At 68.8% G+C, this 18,983-nt stretch carries 16 protein-coding genes and 1 pseudogene; 9 read left to right on the plus strand and 8 right to left on the minus strand.

Translation table 11 applies throughout. The annotated features are described in order from the left end of the window. Nucleotides 1-16: 16 nt before the first annotated feature. The 5 genes and pseudogenes from ACPTTF_RS25500 to ACPTTF_RS25520 all read right to left on the minus strand — a co-directional run bounded on the left by ACPTTF_RS25500 (nucleotide 17) and on the right by ACPTTF_RS25520 (nucleotide 4,557). The gene (locus ACPTTF_RS25500) at nucleotides 17-1,126 is read right to left on the minus strand and encodes an NADH:flavin oxidoreductase/NADH oxidase (protein ID WP_423368716.1); all 1,110 of its coding nucleotides are present in this window, start codon (nucleotides 1,124-1,126) and stop codon (nucleotides 17-19) included. 140 nt (nucleotides 1,127-1,266) lie between these two features. After that, a complete protein-coding gene (locus ACPTTF_RS25505) occupies nucleotides 1,267-1,953 on the minus strand; it encodes a type 1 glutamine amidotransferase domain-containing protein (RefSeq protein WP_423368717.1) in 687 nt (228 codons plus the stop codon). Between the two features lie 466 nt (nucleotides 1,954-2,419). Next, nucleotides 2,420-2,571: pseudogene (locus tag ACPTTF_RS25510) on the minus strand (LacI family transcriptional regulator); the annotation flags it as partial. Between the two features lie 172 nt (nucleotides 2,572-2,743). Continuing rightward, the gene (locus ACPTTF_RS25515; protein WP_423368718.1) at nucleotides 2,744-3,493 is read right to left on the minus strand and encodes an SDR family oxidoreductase; all 750 of its coding nucleotides are present in this window, start codon (nucleotides 3,491-3,493) and stop codon (nucleotides 2,744-2,746) included. Nucleotides 3,494-3,639: 146 nt separating this feature from the next. After that, on the minus strand, nucleotides 3,640-4,557 hold the full coding sequence (locus ACPTTF_RS25520; protein ID WP_423368719.1) for a LysR family transcriptional regulator: 918 nt from the start codon (nucleotides 4,555-4,557) through the stop codon (nucleotides 3,640-3,642). A 185-nt stretch (nucleotides 4,558-4,742) separates the two neighbouring features. Here ACPTTF_RS25520 and ACPTTF_RS25525 point away from each other — a divergent pair, with 185 nt between their 5' ends. The 8 genes from ACPTTF_RS25525 (at nucleotide 4,743) to ACPTTF_RS25560 (ending at nucleotide 12,779) form a co-directional block, all read left to right on the plus strand. Next, nucleotides 4,743-6,227, plus strand: coding sequence for a PLP-dependent aminotransferase family protein (locus ACPTTF_RS25525; RefSeq protein WP_423368720.1), 1,485 nt, complete (start codon nucleotides 4,743-4,745; stop codon nucleotides 6,225-6,227). 94 nt (nucleotides 6,228-6,321) lie between these two features. Continuing rightward, nucleotides 6,322-6,759: a carboxymuconolactone decarboxylase family protein gene (locus ACPTTF_RS25530; protein ID WP_006479143.1), complete on the plus strand. Its 438-nt coding sequence runs from the start codon at nucleotides 6,322-6,324 to the stop codon at nucleotides 6,757-6,759. Nucleotides 6,760-6,769: 10 nt separating this feature from the next. Further along, nucleotides 6,770-7,192 (plus strand): cupin domain-containing protein, encoded by a 423-nt coding sequence (locus tag ACPTTF_RS25535; protein WP_423368721.1) that lies wholly within the window; start codon nucleotides 6,770-6,772, stop codon nucleotides 7,190-7,192. Between the two features lie 306 nt (nucleotides 7,193-7,498). Then, complete coding sequence (locus ACPTTF_RS25540) at nucleotides 7,499-8,197, plus strand: TetR/AcrR family transcriptional regulator (protein ID WP_423369877.1); 699 nt, start codon at nucleotides 7,499-7,501, stop codon at nucleotides 8,195-8,197. Next, nucleotides 8,194-9,159: an HlyD family secretion protein gene (locus tag ACPTTF_RS25545; protein WP_423368722.1), complete on the plus strand. Its 966-nt coding sequence runs from the start codon at nucleotides 8,194-8,196 to the stop codon at nucleotides 9,157-9,159. The genes ACPTTF_RS25540 and ACPTTF_RS25545 overlap by 4 nt, the downstream gene beginning before the upstream one ends. Then, entirely contained in the window at nucleotides 9,156-10,115 is a 960-nt protein-coding gene (locus ACPTTF_RS25550) for an ABC transporter ATP-binding protein (protein ID WP_423368723.1), read from the plus strand. Before ACPTTF_RS25545 ends, ACPTTF_RS25550 begins: the two co-directional genes overlap by 4 nt. Further along, nucleotides 10,112-11,266: an ABC transporter permease gene (locus ACPTTF_RS25555; protein WP_423368724.1), complete on the plus strand. Its 1,155-nt coding sequence runs from the start codon at nucleotides 10,112-10,114 to the stop codon at nucleotides 11,264-11,266. Before ACPTTF_RS25550 ends, ACPTTF_RS25555 begins: the two co-directional genes overlap by 4 nt. A 10-nt stretch (nucleotides 11,267-11,276) precedes the next feature. Then, nucleotides 11,277-12,779: an efflux transporter outer membrane subunit gene (locus tag ACPTTF_RS25560; protein ID WP_423368725.1), complete on the plus strand. Its 1,503-nt coding sequence runs from the start codon at nucleotides 11,277-11,279 to the stop codon at nucleotides 12,777-12,779. Nucleotides 12,780-13,007: 228 nt separating this feature from the next. Here the strand turns inward: ACPTTF_RS25560 and ACPTTF_RS25565 are convergent, their stop codons facing one another. After that, nucleotides 13,008-14,228, minus strand: a complete 1,221-nt coding sequence (locus ACPTTF_RS25565; RefSeq protein ID WP_423368726.1) for a porin — start codon at nucleotides 14,226-14,228, stop codon at nucleotides 13,008-13,010. Nucleotides 14,229-14,706: 478 nt separating this feature from the next. After that, nucleotides 14,707-15,771 carry a phytoene/squalene synthase family protein gene (locus tag ACPTTF_RS25570; RefSeq protein ID WP_166952989.1) on the minus strand — a complete coding sequence of 355 codons (1,065 nt, stop codon included), beginning with the start codon at nucleotides 15,769-15,771 and terminating at the stop codon, nucleotides 14,707-14,709. 374 nt (nucleotides 15,772-16,145) lie between these two features. Between ACPTTF_RS25570 and ACPTTF_RS25575 the strand changes: the two genes are divergently transcribed. Further along, nucleotides 16,146-17,291 carry a glycerophosphodiester phosphodiesterase gene (locus ACPTTF_RS25575; RefSeq protein ID WP_423368727.1) on the plus strand — a complete coding sequence of 382 codons (1,146 nt, stop codon included), beginning with the start codon at nucleotides 16,146-16,148 and terminating at the stop codon, nucleotides 17,289-17,291. Between the two features lie 57 nt (nucleotides 17,292-17,348). On the opposite strand, the gene ACPTTF_RS25580 is transcribed toward ACPTTF_RS25575, so the two are convergent. Further along, entirely contained in the window at nucleotides 17,349-18,974 is a 1,626-nt protein-coding gene (locus tag ACPTTF_RS25580) for a rhodanese-related sulfurtransferase (protein WP_423368728.1), read from the minus strand. Between the last annotated feature and the right edge of the window lie 9 nt (nucleotides 18,975-18,983).

Raw genomic sequence — 18,983 nt, forward strand, 5'->3', positions numbered from 1 at the left:
CCGGTGCCACGCCCGCTCAGGCCACCTTGTCGGCGGTCCGGTAACGCTCGAGCCAGTGCGCGTAAGGCGCGGGCAGCGTCCACGACGGACGCTCGACACCGAGCTGCTTGGCCGCGTAGTACGGCCAGTGCGGGTCGGCCAGGTGCGCGCGGCCGACCATCACGAGATCGAGCTGCTCTTCCGCCACCACGCGGTTCGCCAGTTGCGGCGTGTCGATCCCCCACGCGGACGACACCGGCAGCCCGGCCTCGCGGCGCACGCGCTCGGCGACCGGCGCGAGGAACGCCGGGCCCCACGGAATCTGCGCGGCGGGCGTCGAGAAACCGACCGACACGCTCAGCATGTCGAGCCCTTCCTGCTTCAGCCGCTGCGTGAGCGCGATCGATTCGGCGAGCGTCTCTTCGTCGCGGCCGTCGTATTCGATCACGCCCAGGCGCGCGGTCAGCGGCAGATGCTCGGGCCACACCTTGCGAACGGCCGCCAGCGTTTCGACGAGGAAGCGCCCGCGGTTCTCGGCCGAACCGCCGTATTCGTCGTCGCGCTGGTTCGCATGCACCGAGAAGAAGCTCTGGCCAAGATAGCCATGCGCGAAGTGCAGTTCGAGCCATTCGAAGCCCAGGTCGCGCGCGCGCTTCGCGGACGCCACGAAGTCGGCCTGCACGCGAGCGATGTCGTCGCGCGTCATGGCGCGCGGCGTCTTCGGCAGATGCGCACCGAACGGCACCGCCGACGGCGCGATGGTCTGCCAGCCGCGCGGATCGCCGTCGGCGATATGGTCGTCGCCTTCCCACGGACGATTCGCGCTCGCCTTGCGGCCCGCATGCGCGAGCTGGATGCCGGGCACCGCGCCGGCCGCCTTGATCGCCGCGACCGACGGCGCGAATGCTTCGGCCTGCGCATCGGTCCACAGCCCCGCGCAACCCGGCGTGATGCGCCCTTCCGGCGACACGGCCGTCGCCTCGGCGATCACGAGGCCCGCGCCGCCGCGCGCGATGCCGGCCAGATGCACGTGATGCCAGTCGTTGACGACGCCGTCCTCGGCGACGTACTGGCACATCGGCGGCACCGCGATGCGGTTGCGCAGCGTGACATCCTTGAGTTTGAACGGTTCGAACAGGGCAGACATCCACGGCTCCTTTGCTTGGTTCTGCAAAACGACTGGAAACGCGCCGTGCAGTGCGCACGACGGAACGATTGGGGCGTCGCCGTGCGGCTTGCGCCCGGCGACGGATACGGTGCGGCGCCGGCCCGGCCGGCGCCATCGGCTTAACGGTGGCCGAGCTGCGCGAGCAGCGCCTCGGCAGCAGGCTCCGATGACGCGGGGTTCTGCCCCGTGATCAGCAGCCCGTCGGTGACGACATGCGGCGCCCAGTCGGCGCTGCGCTCGAATTCACCGCCGTTGGTCTTCAGCATGTCTTCGACGAGGAACGGCACGACTGCGGTCAGTTCGACGGCCGCTTCCTCGCTGTTGGTGAAGCCCGTCACGCGCTTGCCGCGCACGACCGATTCGCCGGTCTGCGGGTTCTTCACGTGACGCAGCACGCCCGGCGCGTGGCAGACGGCCGCGACCGGCTTGCCGGCCGCCAGCGCGCGCTCGATCAGGCCGATCGAATGCAGATCCTCGGCGAGATCCCACAGCGGGCCATGGCCGCCCGGGTAGAACACGGCGTCGTAGTCGTCCACGGACACGTCGGCCAGCTTGCGCGTCGAAGCCAGTTCGGCCTTGGCCGCCGCATCGGCTTCGAAGCGGCGCGTCGCGTCGGTCTGGGCGGTCGGATCGTTGCTTTTCGGGTCGAGCGGCGGCTGGCCGCCCTTCGGCGATGCGAGCGTCAGCTCGACGCCCGCATCCTTGAACGTGTAGTACGGCGCGGCCAGTTCCTCCAGCCAGAAGCCGGTCTTCTTGCCGGTGTCGCCGAGCGTGTCGTGCGAGGTCAGGACAACCAGAATCTTCATGATCGGACACTCCTTCGAAAATGGATGGGAACGGGGCCGCACAACCGGAAAACCCGGCCGGCGCGGCACGCCTGTCGGTTAGTCAGCTGTGACGCGTTATCGTGCGACCCACGTATCCGAATGCGACATGCGCCTATTAGACCAGTCGTCTAGGACTTTCGAAAATAAAACGACGGCGTCTCGCTGCACCACCAGCATCGCAGCGCGAAATGGCATTTTCGCGTCTGTGCTGCATGCACCGCGGACGTCGCCGCATTCATGAGGCCGGATGATAGCTTTTGATTAGACCGGTCGTCTAGTAAACGGAGAATCGCCCCTTCGATCGTCATGGCCATTCCCGAGGTGCGCGATCCGTCTGTGCTCGCTGTCGCTCGCGCCCCTCACGTTCCCTGCGCCGGCTGGTCGCGCACCGGGCCGTCCTGTCGCCCGCCTCGATTGCCGGCGCCTGGAGCCGATGCTCGCGCACGCCATCGTGCGTGAACGGACACTCGACGAACCGCGCCGGATTCGGCTCGATGCCGGCTTCGCGCAGCGCTGACAGATAGCCTGCACGGCGCGGCGTGGCGCGGCGAAATTCAGTGCAAGCGAAGCGTTGATCATTGCGATGCGCCGGTTCCCTTAACCCGACAGCCGGCGCACCGCGTCCCGCGCGCCAGCAGCGGGCGGCGACATGCCTGGCGCCTGTGCGGCGCGATAGATGCGATGCGCGGCGCCACCCGTCCGCATGTGACGGGGGCAGCCCGCCCGGCGCAACGCCGGCCGGCTGCCGTCCCCGCCGGGGCCTCGCCGATCAGAGCAACCCCATCCCGCCCGACGCGATGATCTCCGCGCCGACGATGAACGCGGATTCCGGCGCGCTGAGGTGCAGCACCGTCGACGCGATCTCGTCCGGCGTGCCGAACCGGCCGATCGGGACGAGGCCCTTGATCTTGTCGGCCGTCTCGTCGAGCGTGGCCGCATCGAGCCCGAGCTTGCCGTAAAGCGGCGTCTGCACGGGCCCCGGGCTCACGACGTTCACGCGCACGCCGTGCGGCAGCAGTTCCGTCGACAGCGTCTTCGCGAACGAATTGACGGCCGCCTTGCTCGCCGCGTACACCGACGAGCCGGGCATCCCGATGTGCGCGTTGATCGAGCCGTTGATCACGATCGACGCGCCGCGGTTCAGCAGCGGCACCAGCGACTGGATCTGGAAATACGCGCCCTTCACGTTGGTGTTGAACACGAGATCCCACATGGCCTCGTCGCTGTCGGCGAACGGCGCGAGTTTCGCGACGCCCGCGTTGATGAACACGGCGTCGAGCCGCGCCCCCGCCGACGCGATCGCATCGGCCAGCGCGCGGGCCGACGCGACGCTGCCAGCCTCGTTGCGGATCGCGAGCGCGCCTGCGCCGAGCGTTTGCCGCGCGGCCTCGAGCGTCTGCGCATCGCGCCCGGTGATGATGACGCGCGCGCCTTCGGCCGCGAATGCCTGGGCGGCCGCCAGGCCGATGCCGCTGTTGCCGCCCGTGACGAGGACCGTCTTTCCTTCGAAGCGTTGCATGATGTTCTCCTGTGAACCGGTGAGTTGACCGTGAACACAGATTGCGCGCCGCGCCCGGCCTTGCCGTACGACGTGCGCGACGAACACGTTCGAAATTGTCGAACGTGTTTGAACGGACGGGTTCGATTGCCCGGTTCCCCGCCGCGTCAGCCGGCCACGTCGATGCCGTCGAGCAGGCGCTGCGCGAGCCTCGGTTCGCGCAATTGCTCGAGCCACCATTGCAGCGCACGGCCGTCCCGGTCGCCGTGCCACGCGACATACAGCAGGTTCGGCTCGCGCGGATCGGCCGTCTGTTTTTCGACGAGTTCGCCGCGCGCGAGCAGCGACGCCACACGCCGGCGCGGCACCCAGCCGACGCCGAGCCCGTCGCGCTGCGCGAGGATCTTCGCGCGCATCGACGGCACCGCCAGCACGGCCTGTCCGCCGAGCAGGCCATACGCGCGGCCGGTCGCGCGACGCGACGAATCGGCGACGACGACCGCCCGGTGCGCGCCGATCGCATCCCGCGTCAGCGCGCCGCGCGCGGCGGCCAGCGGATGGCGCGGCGACACCGCGAACACCCACTCCATCGCCCCCAGCTCGAACCACTTGAAGCCGGGAATCGCCGGCGGCTCGTTGGTCGCGCCGACCACCAGATCCGCGCGGCCGTCGCGCAGTGCTTCCCAGGTCCCACCGAGCACTTCGTGCGTGAAACGCAACGACACGCCCGAGTCGAGCGCATCGAACGCGTGGACGACCGGCAGCAGCGTGTCGAACTCCAGCACCTCGTCGCTGACGATCCACAGCCGGTCTTCCCAGCCGCTCGCGACCTGCCGCACGCGCTGCGTCAGCCGCGCGACGTCCAGTGCCAGCCGTGCCGCCTCGTCGGTCAGCAACTGTCCGGCCGGCGTGAGCTGCAGCCGGTAGCCGCGCCGGTCGAACAGCAGCGCGTCGAAGCGCGTTTCGAGCTGGCGCGCCGCGTGCGACACCGTCGACGGCGCCTTGCCGAGCCGCGCGGCCGCGCGCGACAGGCTGCCGGTGGCGCGGATCGCGTCGAGCAGCGCAAGTTCGTCTTCGGACAGCATGGGCACGCTCCGGTGTGGGGTTGTCGTGGATCGTAAGGCAGCGGCGGGCCGCGGTCCAATCGGGCGATGCGGGCCAATAGCGCCCGTCACGGGTGTGTCCCGCTCGGTCGGTCCGCCCCGCCGGCGCGGTCGGCTTCCGGTATGCTGATCGACGTGAAATTCCAGCAATCGAGGTAACCACTGCGATGGACATCGCCATCCGTATCGAAGGCCGTCACGACCTGACGGGGCAGATCTTCCGGCAACTGCGCACCGCGATCGTCGACGGGCGTCTCGCGGGCGGCGCGCGGCTGCCGTCGACGCGCGACCTCGCGAAACAGCTCGGCGTATCGCGCAAGACGACGCTCGACGCGTTCGAGCGTCTGGTCGCCGAGGGCTACCTGAATACGCGCGCGGGCGACGGCACGTTCGTCGCGGACGGCCTCGCGCGCGTGCCGCACGCCGCAGCCATGTCGGCGCCGTCGCTCGTCGACGGCACGCCGCGCGTCGACGCGGTCGATGCGCGCGCGCTGTGGAACGACCTGCCCGACGCGCTCGCGATGCCCACGCCGCAGGATTCGCCCGGTTTCGACTTCCGCGGCGGCGTGACCGACAAGACGCTGTTCCCGTTCGACGCGTGGCGGCGCTGCCTGCATCACGCGCTGCGCCAGCAGATGCGCGGCCCCGCCCAGTATCACGACCCGGCCGGCGATCCGCAGTTGCGCGGCGCGATCGCGCGCTACGTCGCGTTCAGCCGCGCGGTCGCGTGCGGCTGGGACGACGTGCTCGTCACGCAAGGCGCGCAACAGGCGCTCGACCTGCTCGCCCGCGTCGTCGTGCGGCCCGGCGATGTGGTCGCGGTCGAGGATCCCGGCTATCCGCCCGCGCGTGCCGCGTTCGCGTCGCTCGGTGCGACGGTGATCGGCGTGCCGGTCGACGCGCACGGCCTCGTCACCGAACGGCTGCCCGACGAAGCCCGGCTGGTCTACGTGACACCGTCGCATCAGTTCCCGCTCGGGATGCCGATGACGCTGGACCGGCGCGTCGCGCTGCTCGAATGGGCGCAGCGCCGCCGCGCGGTGATCATCGAGGACGATTACGACGGCGAGTTCCGCTTCGAAGGCCGCCCGGTCGAATCGCTAAAGAGCCTCGACCGCACGGGCCTCGTCGCGTACGTCGGCACGTTCTCGAAGACGATCTTTCCCGAATTGCGGATCGGTTACGCGATTCCGCCGCGCGCGCTGCGCGGCGCGCTGGCCAAGGCGAAGCAGATCGTCGACTGGCACACCTGCACGCTGACGCAGGCGGCGCTCGCACGCTTCATGCTCGAAGGCGACTTCGCACGGCACCTGAAGCGCGTACAGAAGCACTACGATGCGCGCCGCAAGATGCTGATCGCGCATCTGCGCGGCGAACTCGCGCCGTGGTTCGACGCGATCGTGCCGACCGCCGGCATCCACCTCGCCGCCCGCCTGAAGCCGGGGCTCGACGAGGCGGCGCTCGTCCGCGCGGCCCGCGCGCAGGACATCGGCCTGTACGGCATCTCGGCATTCCACGTCGGCGTGCCGGTCAGTGCGGGGCTGCTGTTCGGCTATGGCGGGATCGACGCGCTGCGCATCGACACGGCGCTCGCGAAGCTGGCCGGCCTGCTGGGTTCGGGCACCCTCGGCGGTTCGGCACTGGTTACCTGAATTTTCCGGAAATTGGCCATTCAAGCAGGCCAGCATGCGTCTTAAAGTGGGTCCTGTCGCGCCACCGTGCGCTCCAACCGAAAGAGGACCTGTCATGCAACCGCGCCTGAATTTCTATGCCGCCAGCCCGAATGCGATCAAGGTGATGCGCAACGCCGAGGAATTCCTCGCGAAGAGCTCGATCGAGAAGCCGCTCGCCGAACTCGTCCGCCTGCGCGCGTCGCAGATCAACGGCTGCGCGTTCTGCGTCGACATGCACACGACCGACGCACGCAAGGGCGGCGAGACCGACCGCCGCCTGGCCACCGTCGTCACGTGGCGCGAGACGCCGTTCTTCACGGAGCGCGAACGCGCGGCGCTGGAATGGACCGAGGCGCTGACGCTGGTCGCCAGCAACCATGTGCCCGACGCCGTCTGGGAAGCCGTGAAGCCGCACTTCACCGACGAAGAGCTGTTCGACCTGTCGATGCTGATCGCGACCATCAACTCGTGGAATCGCTTCGCGATCGCGTTCCGCAAGATGCCCGAGTAAGGAGGCGACGATGACCTACGCTACGCTCCGTCGCGCCACCCTCGGCATATGGCTCGCGGCCGGTTTCACGCTGCTGCCGGCCGCTGCCCGTGCGCACGACACCGGCGACAACGTGCACACGATCATGCAGCAGGCCGTGCCCGAAGCGCCCGGCAAGCTCGCGGTCGTCGCGACCGTCGACTATGCGCCCGGCCAGGCTTCCGAAGCCCATCGGCACCTCGGCTCGGTGTTCGCGGTCGTGTCGAAAGGCGAAGTGCTGTCGCAGGTGAACGGCGGCCCGCTGCACCGCTACCGCGCCGGCGAAGGCTGGTACGAGGCGCCCGGCTCGCGCCACCAGGTGTCGCGCAACGCGAGCGCGACCGAGCCCGCGCAGCTCGTCGTGTTCGGCCTGACCGGCGAACACGTGCCGCTGACGTCGCCGATCGATCAGTAAGCGCTTTCCGGGGCGCGTGCCATTGTCGACGCACGCGCCCCCTTCGCGAGCGGGTTCCAGCCGGTTTCATGCTTTGGCCCCGCCGCCCCCGCCGGTTTTCCTTCGGCGTTTACACCGCCGCTTCCATCCCCGTATCCCCGCCGTTTCCCCATTAGCCGCTCCCTACACTCCGCTGCCGGCTTGCTGCACCGCGCCGCGTCGCATCTCTTCCCGCCCGCGTCACCATTCGACGCTCGCCTGATCGAGATCAACTCGGTCGAAAACCCTTCCTTGAAATTAACTAACTCATCAATTAGCGTCGATTTCATGAACGCGAAATCCACCATCGCCAGGCCGCGCGGGCGCCGCCCGTCGGTGGACGATTTCGACCTGCGCGACCACATGCTCGACGTCGCGATGCAGTTGTTCGCCGAGCGCGGCATCGCCGCGACGACGGTCGCGCAGATCGCCGCTGCAGCAGGCGTCACGTCGGCGATGGTCCACTACTACTTCACGAATCGCGAGCAGTTGCTCGACGCGATCGTCGAGGAACGGCTCGCACAAGCCATCGCGTTCGTGTGGCGGCCGACCGAGCCGCAGATCGAAAACGATCCGTTCGCGCTCGTCAGCGAACTCGTCGACCGCTTCTTCGACGTCACGCGCCGCATGCCGTGGCTGCCGTCGATCTGGCTGCGCGAAATCGTCCACGAAGGCGGGCTGCTGCGCGAACGGATGGTCCGGCGCATTCCGCTCGACCATGTCGGGCGCTTCGCCGAACGCATCCGCGGCGCGCAGCAGGCCGGCACGCTGAACCCTGCGCTCGAACCAACGTTCCTGTTCCATTCGATCATCGCGCTGGTAATGCTGCCGCTCGCGACCGCGAAACTGTGGCAAAGCGCACGCGGCCTGCCGCCGATCGACCGCGACGTGCTGCACCGCCACGTCCGCGCGCTGCTCGGTTCGGGCATGCAGCCGCCGGCCACCGCGCGTCGCGTGCGGGCCCGCTCGCCACGGAGGCCGTCATGAACCCGGCCCGCGCACTGTCGCTGGCGCTGGCCGCCGCGGTCGCGCTGCTCGCCGGCTGCGGACGGCCGGCCGGCAACGGCACGACCTACCAGGGCTACGTCGAAGGCGAATTCGTGTACCTGTCGTCGTCACAATCGGGCACGCTGACGCAGTTGCCGGTCGCACGCGGCCAGACTCTCACCGCCGGCGCGCCGGCCTTCTCGCTCGAGTCCGTCAGCGAAACCGCCGCGCTGCTGCAGGCACAGCACCAGCTCGCGGCCGCCCGCGCGCAGCTTGCCGACCTGCAGACGGGCAAGCGCCCGCCGGAAATCGCCGTCACGCAGGCGCAGCTCGCCCAGGCTACCGCGCAGGCTGCGCGGGCGGGCGCGCAACTCGCGCGCGACGAACGCCAGTACGCGGCCGGCGGCCTGTCGAAGCAGCAACTCGACGATTCGCGCACGTCCGCGCAAACCACCGCCGCGCAGATGCGCGAACTGCAGAAACAGGTCGACGTCGCGCGCCTGCCGGGCCGCGCGCAGCAGGTCTCCGCGCAGGCCGCGCAGGTCGACGCCGCGCAGGCGGCCGTGGCCGAAGCGCAGTGGAAACTCGACCAGAAGCGCGTCGCCGCGCCCGCCGCCGGGCGCGTGTACGACACGCTGTATCGCGTCGGCGAATGGGTGCAGGCCGGCAATCCGGTCGTGCAGATGCTGCCGCCGCAAAACCTGAAGGTGCGCTTCTTCGTGCCCGAGGCCGCCATCGCATCGCTCGCACCGGGCCGCACCGTCGAGATTCACTGCGACGGCTGTGCGGCCGACGTGCCCGCGCGCATCACCTACGTGTCGAGCGAGGCCGAATACACGCCGCCCGTGATCTACAGCAACGAGAGCCGGACCAAGCTCGTGTTCATGGTCGAGGCGCGCCCGGCCGTCGCCGACGCGCCGAAGCTGCATCCGGGCCAGCCCGTCGCCGTGAGGGTGCCGTGAACGCGCCGCCCGCACCGTACGCGATCGACGTCGATCGACTGAACAAGCGTTTCGGCGACAAGCATGTCGTGAAGGACGTGTCGCTGCGCGTCGCGCGCGGCGAGATCTTCGGCTTTCTCGGGCCGAACGGCAGCGGCAAGACCACGTCGATCCGGATGATGTGCGGGTTGCTCACGCCCGACTCGGGCAGCGGCACCTGCCTCGGCTACGACATCGTGCGCGACAGCGCGCAGATCAAGCGGCGCGTCGGCTACATGACGCAGCGCTTCTCGTACTGGGAAGACCTGTCGATCCGCGAGAACCTCGACTTCGTCGCGCGCGTGTACGGGATGCCCGACCGCAAGGCGGCCGTCGCGCGCGCACTCGACGGGCTCGGCCTCGCGAGCCGCGCGGACCAGCTCACGGGCGCGCTGTCGGGCGGCTGGAAGCAGCGCCTCGCGCTGGCCGCCTGCATGCTGCACGAGCCGGCCCTGCTGCTGCTCGACGAACCCACAGCCGGCGTCGATCCGGCCGCGCGCCGCGACTTCTGGGAAGAACTGCACCGGCTGGCCGCACAGGGGATCTCGGTGCTCGTCAGCACGCACTACATGGACGAAGCCGAACGTTGCCACAAGCTCGCGTACATCGCGTATGGCGAGCTGCTCGCGCAGGGCACGTCGGCGGAGATCGTCGCGTCGCAGGGGCTCGCGACCCGCGCGATCACCGGCGAGCGCCTGGCCGAACTGTCTGCCCGGCTGCGCGAGATGCCAGGCATCGACCAGACGGTCGTGTTCGGTTCGGCGCTGCATGTGAGCGGCCGCGATCACGCGCGGCTCGACGCGACGCTCGCACAGGTCGCGGCGCAGGCCGGCGGGCATGCCGCGCTGCAGGTCACGCCGATCGACACCGGGCTCGAGGACGTCTTCATCTACATGATGGGCCGCGCATCCGCGCCGCCCGGCGGAGCGTCGTCATGAACGCGTGGGCGCGCTTGCGCGATGCGTTCTCGGTCGCGCGCTGGTGGAGCATCGTGCTGAAGGAATTCCTGCAGTTGCGCCGCGACCGCGTGACGTTCGCGATGATCGTCGGCGTGCCGATCATCCAGCTCTCGCTGTTCGGCTTCGCGATCAACACCGATCCGAAACACCTGCCGACCGCGGTGATCGTCGCCGACGCGAGCCCGTTCGCGCGGAGCTTCGTCGCCGCGATGCGCAATTCCGCGTACTTCGACATCGTCGAGACGCTGCCCGACGAAGCGGCCGGCCAGCGTGCACTCGCACGCGGCGACGTGCTGTTCGTCCTGAGCGTGCCGGCCGATTTCTCGCGCCGGCTGCTGCGCGGCGAACGTCCGTCGCTGCTCGTCGAGGCGGACGCGACCGATCCCGTCGCGACTGCGTCGGCGATCGGCGCGCTGTCCGGCCTCGTACAGCCGGTCGCGGACAAGGACCTGACCGGCCCGCTCGCCCACCTGAACGGCCGCCCGGCCGCGTTCGACGTCGTGCTGCACCGGCTGTACAACCCCGAGGGCATCACGCAATACAACGTCGTGCCAGGCCTGATGGGCGTGATCCTGACGATGACGATGGTGATGATGACGGGCCTCGCGATCACGCGCGAACGAGAGCGCGGCACGATGGAGAACCTGCTCGCGACGCCCGTGCGGCCGCTCGAGGTGATGACGGGCAAGATCGTCCCGTACGTGCTGATCGGGCTGATCCAGGTGTCGATCATTCTCGCGGCCGCCCGCTTCGTGTTCGAGGTGCCGTTCGTCGGCGGCGTGCTCGCGATCTACCTGTCCGCGCTGCTGTTCATCGCCGCGAACCTGACCGTCGGCATCACGCTGTCGTCGCTCGCGCAGAACCAGTTGCAGGCGATGCAGCTCGCGGTGTTTTACTTCCTGCCGAACATCCTGCTGTCGGGCTTCATGTTCCCGTTCGCCGGGATGCCGAAGTGGGCGCAGTTCGTCGGCAACCTGCTGCCGCTCACCTACTTCAACCGCCTCGTGCGCGGCATCCTGCTGAAAGGCAACGGCTGGAGCGACCTGTGGCCATCCGTGTGGCCGGTCGCGCTGTTCACCGTCGTCGTGATGGGCATCGCGTTGCGCTTCTACCGGCGTACGCTCGACTAGGCCCCGCACGATGAAACCGGCTTCGCGTCGCCCCGCCCTCGCCGCCCGCGGCTGCACGCTGGCCGCCGCCGCGCTGCTCGTCGCACTGCTCGTCGCCGGATGCGCGGTCGGGCCGGATTTCCACGCGCCGGACGCGCCCGCCACGCAGCGCTACACGCGCGGCGACCCGCCAGCGACAACGGCCACCGCCACCGGCCCGGCAGGCGACGGTCAGACGTTCGCATCGGCCGGGCACACCCCGCAGCACTGGTGGACGCAGTTCGGCTCCGAACTGCTGAACCGGCTCGTCGATACCGCGTGGCGGAACAGCCCGACGCTTGCCGAGGCCCGCGCGCGGCTCGACGAAGCGCGGCAGAACCATGCAGCCGAAGCCGGCGCGACGATGTTGCCGAAAGTCGATGCGAGCCTGTCCGCCACGCGCGAGCAGGTCGACACGACCGCGTTCGGCCTGCCCGCCAGCGTGCCCAGCCCGGGGCCGTTCACGCTTTATGACGCGTCGGTGAGCGTGTCGTACGTGCTCGACGTGTTCGGCGGCAACCGGCGCGCGCTCGAGGCGCTGCGCGCGCAGGTCGACTACCAGGCGTACACGCTCGACGCCGCGCGCCTGACGCTCGCGGGCAACGTCGTCGCCACCGCGATCCTGCGTGCGTCGCTCGCGCAACAGGTCGCGCTCACGCGGCAGCTGATCGACGCGCAGACGCAGCAGTTGCGCATCGTCGAAGCGCGTTTCGCGGCGGGGGGCGTATCGCAGGCCGATGTACATGCGCAGCGCGCGCTGCTCGCGCAGACGCAGGCGTCGCTGCCGCCGCTCGCGGCCCGCCTCGCGCAGTCCGGCCACCGGCTCGCGATCCTGCTCGGCGCGCCACCGTCCGACGCGCTGCTGCCCGACCTCACGCTCGATGCGCTCGCGCTGCCTCGCACGCTGCCCGTCGCGCTGCCTTCGACGCTCGCGCGAGAGCGACCCGACATCCGCGCAGCCGAAGCCGTGCTGCACCAGGCGAGCGCGAACGTCGGCGTGGCCGCCGCGAACCTGTATCCGCGCTTGTCGATTTCGGCGGGAATCGGCTCGGAGCGCACACGCATCGCGGATCTCGTGAGCGGGCTCAATGTGTGGAACGTCGGCCTCGGCCTGACGCAACCGCTCTTTCACGGCGGTGAACTGCGCGCGAAAAAACGGGCGGCCGAAGCAGCGTACGACGCCGCGTTCGCGAGTTACCGGGAAACCGTGCTCGAAGCGCTGCAGCAGGTGGCCGGCGCGATGCGCGCGGTCGAACACGACGCAGCCGAACTGCAGGCGAGAGACACCGCCGCGCAGGAAGCGGCGGCAAGCAACAGGATTGCCGGCGACCGCTACGCAGTGGGCGGGATCAGCACGTTCGACCTGCTCGACGCGCAGCGGCAGACGCTGCAGACGGCGCTCGACCGTACCCGGGCGCAGGCCGACCGGCTTGCCGATACGGCGGCGCTGTTCCAGGCGCTGGCGGGAAGCTGGACGGATGAGGCTGCGCAGTGACGGGCAGAACGGCGTTGACACTGGCCGAACGGTGCCTGCCTGCACGCCACGCATCGCAGGATGCGGCGCGCCTGTCAGGCTCGACTGCGGTCGCCGCCCGCTTCCATTCGATGCCCGCCGGTGACGGAACCCGCACCACGTACAACGCGTACCGCCAATAAAAAACCGGCCCGAAGGCCGGTTTCTTCATACCGCATGTCGTAAGCGGCGCTCGCGCGCCGCGCGACATCAGAAGCGGTGGATCATGCCGACGCCGGCAGCGATCTGGTTCTGCTTCGAACCTGCGCCCACGCCGTCGCCGATCGAGGTCGTTGCTGCCTGGATGCCGCCGGTCGGGGTCAGCGTGTTGCCGCTTGCGTGCTGCCAAGCTTCAACTGCGTACAGGCCCGTGCGCTTCGACAGGCTGTAGTACTGCGACACCGTGACCTGGTGGTACTTGGCCGAGCTCGCGATACCGTTCGACTGCGTTGCCGCCGTGTACGAATAGCCCGCCGCGAAGTCCCACTGAGCCGACGCCTTCCAGTGCAGCACTGCGCCTGCCGTGTTGAAGATCGCCGTGTTCTTGAAACCCGAACCCGTACCCGGGATGTACTGAACGTTCGAGTACGAAGCCGAAATGTCCCACGACGGGGTGAACTGGTAGCCAGCCGTCACGGCGATACGCTGCTGCGACTGCGCGTACTGGTAGCCGTTGTTGATCGACGACACTGCCGGTTCGACGCCGTTGGTGCCGGCCGTATTCAAACCGTTCTGCACCGTCGAATTCGCGCCCCAAAGGCCGCCGCCGAGCGTCGAGTTGTTGACCTTCTGATAGCCGACCGCGATGCCTGCCGGGCCGTTCAGGTACTGGATCGCCGCGCTCCACGTCGAGCCACGGTTCGTCGCGCCTGCGACGCCGCCGAACGAGTACGAACCGCCGACCGTGAAGCCGTAGAACTTCGGCGACATGTAGACGAGCGAGTTGTTCGCGCGGTAGCTGGTATCCAGCGAATCGATGTCGCCCGGGTGCGCGCCGTAGTAACCCGTCAGCCAGGTCGTCGGGCTGTACGGCGACAGCAGCGTGTAGTACGCGGTGTACTGGCGGCCGGCCGTCAGCGTACCGTACGTGGCGTTGGTCATACCGACCCATGCCTGACGCGTGAAGATGCCGTTGGTCCACTGCGACGAGCCGTTAGCCGTGTTGACGCCGGCTTCCAACTGGAAAATCGCCTTCGTGCCGCCGCCGAGATCTTCGCTGCCCTTCAGGCCGAAGCGGCTGCCTGCCCACACGCCGGTGGACATCTGCACCTTCGAGTGACCACCCGAGGTCGCACCCGTGCCCGACGAGTTGTTCTGCCAAGCGATACCGTTATCGACGATACCGTACAGGGTCACGCTGCTTTGAGCGTGGGCGGCGGTAGCGGCTGCAAGGCCAGCTGCCGTCATGGCAACAGCGACGCGCTTTTTCATTGATTCTCCGTCCTCAAAGAATGTTTCTTTTCTGGTGTGGTTTTATGACTGACACATGTGCGAGTACATGCCGACGCGATTCTGACGGATTACCAATTGTTTCCCAATATGTGCAGTCGGTCATCGTATGATCGACGCAACGCACGGGTTCACCAAACGGTTACATAACACCTTGAAACGCTTACGCGGCGGGCCTTTCCGGCATTTACCGGTGAAAACCCTAGCTTTACATTTTTACGGGTGCAACGCGACCGTCGGATGTCGTCAGATGCCTTCGACGAAATACATCTTACAAATGCGCGACCGCGGCTGACGCCACGATTCACGCCGCCGCGAAGGATCGCTGACGTTCATGACACCCACGTTTCGCGAAACGAAATAATGAAAACGTTTTTAGTCGATGCCAGGGAGATGGCCCGGCGAACGCGGGCCGATGGGTGACGCCGGCGCCTGTCGTGCCGGCGTCGTTCAGTGCACTTCAGCGCGTGGGCGGCTGCACGAGATGCGCGCTCACGGCATCGGCGAGCGCGGTCATGCGCGCGCGAATCGCCGCATTCGAGCCGACCAGCGCGAGCGACGACGCCATGATCCGGTAGATGCGTTTTCTCGGCACCTTGGCCGGCTTCGCCGGATCGAGCCACGCCGCGTGACCGGCCAGCAGCTCCAGCGTTTCGAGGCCGATCATGATCGGCCACAGGCACGCGAGCCGCAGCCGCACGAAGCGGCGCGGGATCGCGAGCGTATACAGGCACGCGTCGCGATACTGGTCCAGCGTCACGCGCAGCAGGTCGACCAGCACGCCGCGTGCACGCGCCGACGCATCGGGCGACATCAGGTCGGCGACGCCGAGCCCGTGCGCGCCCAGCACGTCGTCGGGCAGGTAGCAGCGGCCGATGCGCAGATCCTTCGCGCAGTCGCGCAGGATGTTGGTCATCTGCAGCGCCTTGCCGAAGCGGATGCCCTTCTCGCCCATGTCAGGCAGGTTCCAGCCGCGCGCGGCCGGCGTGTGCATGCCCGTCATGTCGGTCCAGAACTCGCCCACGCAGCCGGCGACGAGATACGTGTAGCGGTCGAGTTCGTCGCGCGTCGGCAGCGACGCGACCTGCCCCGATTGCTCGTCGGGGAATGTGCGCAGGTCGAATACCATCCCCGCCGTCAGCGTCGCGACGACCTTGCGGATCGATGCGCGATCGGCGTCCGGCTGCGCGCGCAGCAGTGCGAGCATCGGCGCCATCGAGCCGAGCAGCACGTGTTCGTGCGAATCGGTCTGCATCCGCGTCACGTCTTCGAGCGCACGCGACAGCGCGACGCCGTCGCCGAGTTGCTCGACCTCGTCGCGCAGCTCGGTCAGCAACGCCGCCCGGCGATCGGGCGCGACGAGCGCCGTGTCGGCGATCGTGTCGGCCGCGCGCGCGAGCAGGTACGCAAGGCCGACCGGGTCGCGCATGCCGTCGGGCAGCACGCGCAGCGTCAGGTAAAAGGAGCGGGAAACGTTCTTCAGCAGGTCGCCGAGCAGGTAGGCGGAATCGGTTCGAGTCGTCATGGGTCGGGAAAAATCGGCCGGCGCGGGCCCCGGACGCACACGGGCGCCGGGCGCCCGCGCCGGCCCGCGAGTCGCCGCATCGTCGCACCAGGCGGGCGTCGGCCCCGGCGCGGCGATGCAAAATTCCCGCAAGTTTAGTGCATCCGGCGCACAGCCTGCCCGAGATGGCCGGAATGCGTCACACATCGGGCCGCCGTCAACCGGCTGCCGCGCGCATCGCGCCCTAGAAATACGAAATGGAAAGGCGCAAGTAATACATATGTAATTATTCGGTGCGACGATCGCGTCCCATTCGACTCCGTGCGACACGGCACGACAGCCGCACCGCCGGAGCGACCGCCCCTTTCCGACTCTCGTTTCAAAGGTTCATCGACATGCTCTTCAAGCGCCCGACCTCCCTGCGCTACGTCCCGTTCGCCTGTGCCGCCGCGTTCCTGCTCGCCGCGTGCGGCGGCGACGACGACGTCGCGTCCGATCCCACCCAGCCGATTTCCGCAAAGGTCCAGGTGGTCGGCCATCGCGGCGCGAGCGCGCTGCGCCCCGAACACACCCTCGCGTCGTACCGCAAGGCGATCGAGGACGGCGCGGACGTGATCGAGCCCGATCTCGTGTCGACCCGCGACGGCGTGCTCGTCGCGCGTCACGAGAACGAAATCTCGGGCACGACGAACGTGTCGACGCTGCCGCAGTTCGCGAGCCGCAAGGCGACCAGGACGATCGACGGCGCGGAGCTGACGGGCTGGTTCACCGAGGATTTCACGCTCGCCGAGCTGAAGACGCTGCGCGCCCGCGAGCGCATTCCGCAGGTCCGCCCCGCGAACACCGCGTACAACGACCAGTTCGAGATTCCGACGTTCGACGAGATCGTCGCGCTCGCGAAGCAGATGTCCGCGCAGACCGGCCGCACGATCCACCTGTATCCGGAAACCAAGCATCCGACCTACTTCCAGTCGATCGGCCTGCCGCTCGAGGACCGTCTCGTCGATGCGCTGCTGAAGGATTCGTACACGGCACGCACGGCGACCGTCTACATCCAGTCGTTCGAGGTCGCGAACCTGAAGACGATCCGCAACCGGATCAAGTCGAGCCAGCCGAACTGGAAGCTCGTGCAGCTAATGGACGAAGCCGGCCAGCGCCCGTACGACTTCGTGAAGGCGAACGACAAGCGCACCTACGGCGACCTGTCGACGCGTGACGGCATGCGCGAGATCGCGACCTATGCGAACGGCGTCGGCCCGTACAAGACGTCGATCATCACGGTCGCCGCGGACGGCACGCTGCAGCAGCCGACGCCGTACGTGCGCTACGCACACGAGGCCGGCCTCGTCGTGCATCCGTACACGTTCCGCCCGGAGAACAACTTCCTGCCCGCGTCGTTGAAGGACGGCGGCACGGCGGCCACGCGCAACACGGCCGGCTCGGTGCGCGAGATCCAGGCGTACCTGCGCGCGGGCATCGACGGGTTCTTCACCGACGATCCGGCCGTCGGCCGCACGGCAGTCGATACGTTCAAGCGCTAACACGCACGCTGACCGGGCGCGACGCACGACACGCCGCGCCCGGTCGCACCGCTTCGGTCAGATCACGTTGAAGTGATGGGTGCCGTCCCGCTTCAACTGGTCGACCAGTCCGTATTCCCAGTCGAGATACGCCTGCATCGCGGCCGCCGCGTTGTCGGTGCCCTCGTACGGCCGCCGGTAGCGATCGACACGCGGTGACGCGAGATGCGTCTCGCCGCTTTCGAGCGGCAGCCCGGCCGCGATCCAGGCGGCCGTGCCGCCGGTCAGCACCGAGATGTCGGCCGAAGCGGGCAGCAGCGCACGCGCGTCGTCCGCCGCAAACCGCGCCAGCAGGCTCGACCCGCACGTGAACACATAGCGCTTCGCGGCCGGAATCGCCGCGAGCGCGTCGCGCAACTGCGCGCGCACGGCGAACCACGCGCCCGGGATATGGCGCTTCACGTAGTTCACGCTGGCCGTCACGTCGACGATCGCCAGCTCGCCGGGCGCCGCCTCCTTCAGCCAGCCCGCGAGCGTCGCGGGCGATACGTCGGTCACGGCCGGCGTCACCGGCACGTCGCGCGGCGGCTGGCCGCGCTCGCCGAACGCCGTCGCGCCAGCCGGTTCGACGACACGCACGTCCCAGCCCATTTGCGCGAGCCACGACGCGGTCATGTCGGCGCGCACGCCGTCGTCGTCGGCAAGTACGATCCGCGCGCCGCGCACGGCCGCGTGATGGTCGGTCTCCTGCACGAGCTGGCCGCCCGGCGTGCTCAGGAAGCCCGGCAGATGGCCGGCTTCGTATTCCTCCGGCGTGCGCACGTCGAAGCGGTACAGCGTGCGGCCGGGTTCGTCGAGCGCGGCGACGTCCACGAGTGCGATGCGCGGCACGCCCGCCCGTTCGGCCACCGCGCGCGCCGCATGACGTGCGTCGGCACGCTGCGTTGCGTTGATGTCATCCGGAAAGCGTCGTGCGGCACCCCGCTCGAGCGTCTGGCCCGCGAGCGTCCAGCCGATCGTGCCGTTGCGCAGCGCCGCGACCGGATTCGGCAGCCCCGCGTTGACGAGCGACTGCGTGCCGATGATGCTGCGCGTGCGGCCCGCGCAGTTGACGACGACCTGCGTCGCCGGGTTCGGCGCAAGCGCGCGCACGCGCAGCACGAGTTCCGCGCCCGGCACGCTCGTCGAGGTCGGGATGTTCATCGTCTGGTATTCGTCGAAACGGCGCGCGTCGACGATCACGACATCGGCCTTCGCGTCGATCAGCGCCTGCACCTCCTGCGCGGACAACGACGGCGTATGCCGTTCGGCCTCGACCCATTCGCCGAACGACTTGCTCGGCACGTTCACGTCGATGAACAGTTCGCCGCCCGCGGCGAGCCAGCCCGCGAGGCCGCCGTCGAGCAGCCGCACGTCGGTGTAGCCGAGTTGCGCGAGCTTCGCGGCCGCGCGCGGCGCGAGATCCTCGCCACCCGCTTCGCCGAACACGACGATCGGCGTGTCGCGGCGCGGAATCCGCGTCCACGCGTCGAGTTCGAGTTTCGACAGCGGAAAGTTGGCGGCCCACAGCGGGTGGCCCTGCGCGTACGGATCTTCCTCGCGTACGTCGATCAGCGCGATCTCGTCACGGGCAAGCAGGCGTGCGCGCACATCCTGGTACGACGCGACGGGAAAGCGGGAAGTGGAATCGGCGGATTGCGTCACGATGTCTCT

The organism is Burkholderia crassaminum, from assembly GCF_964265005.1.
Taxonomy (GTDB): domain Bacteria; phylum Pseudomonadota; class Gammaproteobacteria; order Burkholderiales; family Burkholderiaceae; genus Burkholderia.

Coding starts and splice junctions, on each gene's coding strand:
- ACPTTF_RS25505 (WP_423368717.1), bottom strand. CDS start 1,953: ATGAAGATTCTGGTTGTCCTGACCTCGCACGACACGCTCGGCGACACC.
- ACPTTF_RS25565 (WP_423368726.1), bottom strand. CDS start 14,228: ATGAAAAAGCGCGTCGCTGTTGCCATGACGGCAGCTGGCCTTGCAGCC.
- ACPTTF_RS25555 (WP_423368724.1), top strand. CDS start 10,112: ATGAACGCGTGGGCGCGCTTGCGCGATGCGTTCTCGGTCGCGCGCTGG.
- ACPTTF_RS25535 (WP_423368721.1), top strand. CDS start 6,770: ATGACCTACGCTACGCTCCGTCGCGCCACCCTCGGCATATGGCTCGCG.
- ACPTTF_RS25525 (WP_423368720.1), top strand. CDS start 4,743: ATGGACATCGCCATCCGTATCGAAGGCCGTCACGACCTGACGGGGCAG.
- ACPTTF_RS25575 (WP_423368727.1), top strand. CDS start 16,146: ATGCTCTTCAAGCGCCCGACCTCCCTGCGCTACGTCCCGTTCGCCTGT.
- ACPTTF_RS25540 (WP_423369877.1), top strand. CDS start 7,499: ATGAACGCGAAATCCACCATCGCCAGGCCGCGCGGGCGCCGCCCGTCG.
- ACPTTF_RS25570 (WP_166952989.1), bottom strand. CDS start 15,771: ATGACGACTCGAACCGATTCCGCCTACCTGCTCGGCGACCTGCTGAAG.
- ACPTTF_RS25520 (WP_423368719.1), bottom strand. CDS start 4,557: ATGCTGTCCGAAGACGAACTTGCGCTGCTCGACGCGATCCGCGCCACC.
- ACPTTF_RS25500 (WP_423368716.1), bottom strand. CDS start 1,126: ATGTCTGCCCTGTTCGAACCGTTCAAACTCAAGGATGTCACGCTGCGC.
- ACPTTF_RS25530 (WP_006479143.1), top strand. CDS start 6,322: ATGCAACCGCGCCTGAATTTCTATGCCGCCAGCCCGAATGCGATCAAG.
- ACPTTF_RS25560 (WP_423368725.1), top strand. CDS start 11,277: ATGAAACCGGCTTCGCGTCGCCCCGCCCTCGCCGCCCGCGGCTGCACG.
- ACPTTF_RS25545 (WP_423368722.1), top strand. CDS start 8,194: ATGAACCCGGCCCGCGCACTGTCGCTGGCGCTGGCCGCCGCGGTCGCG.
- ACPTTF_RS25515 (WP_423368718.1), bottom strand. CDS start 3,493: ATGCAACGCTTCGAAGGAAAGACGGTCCTCGTCACGGGCGGCAACAGC.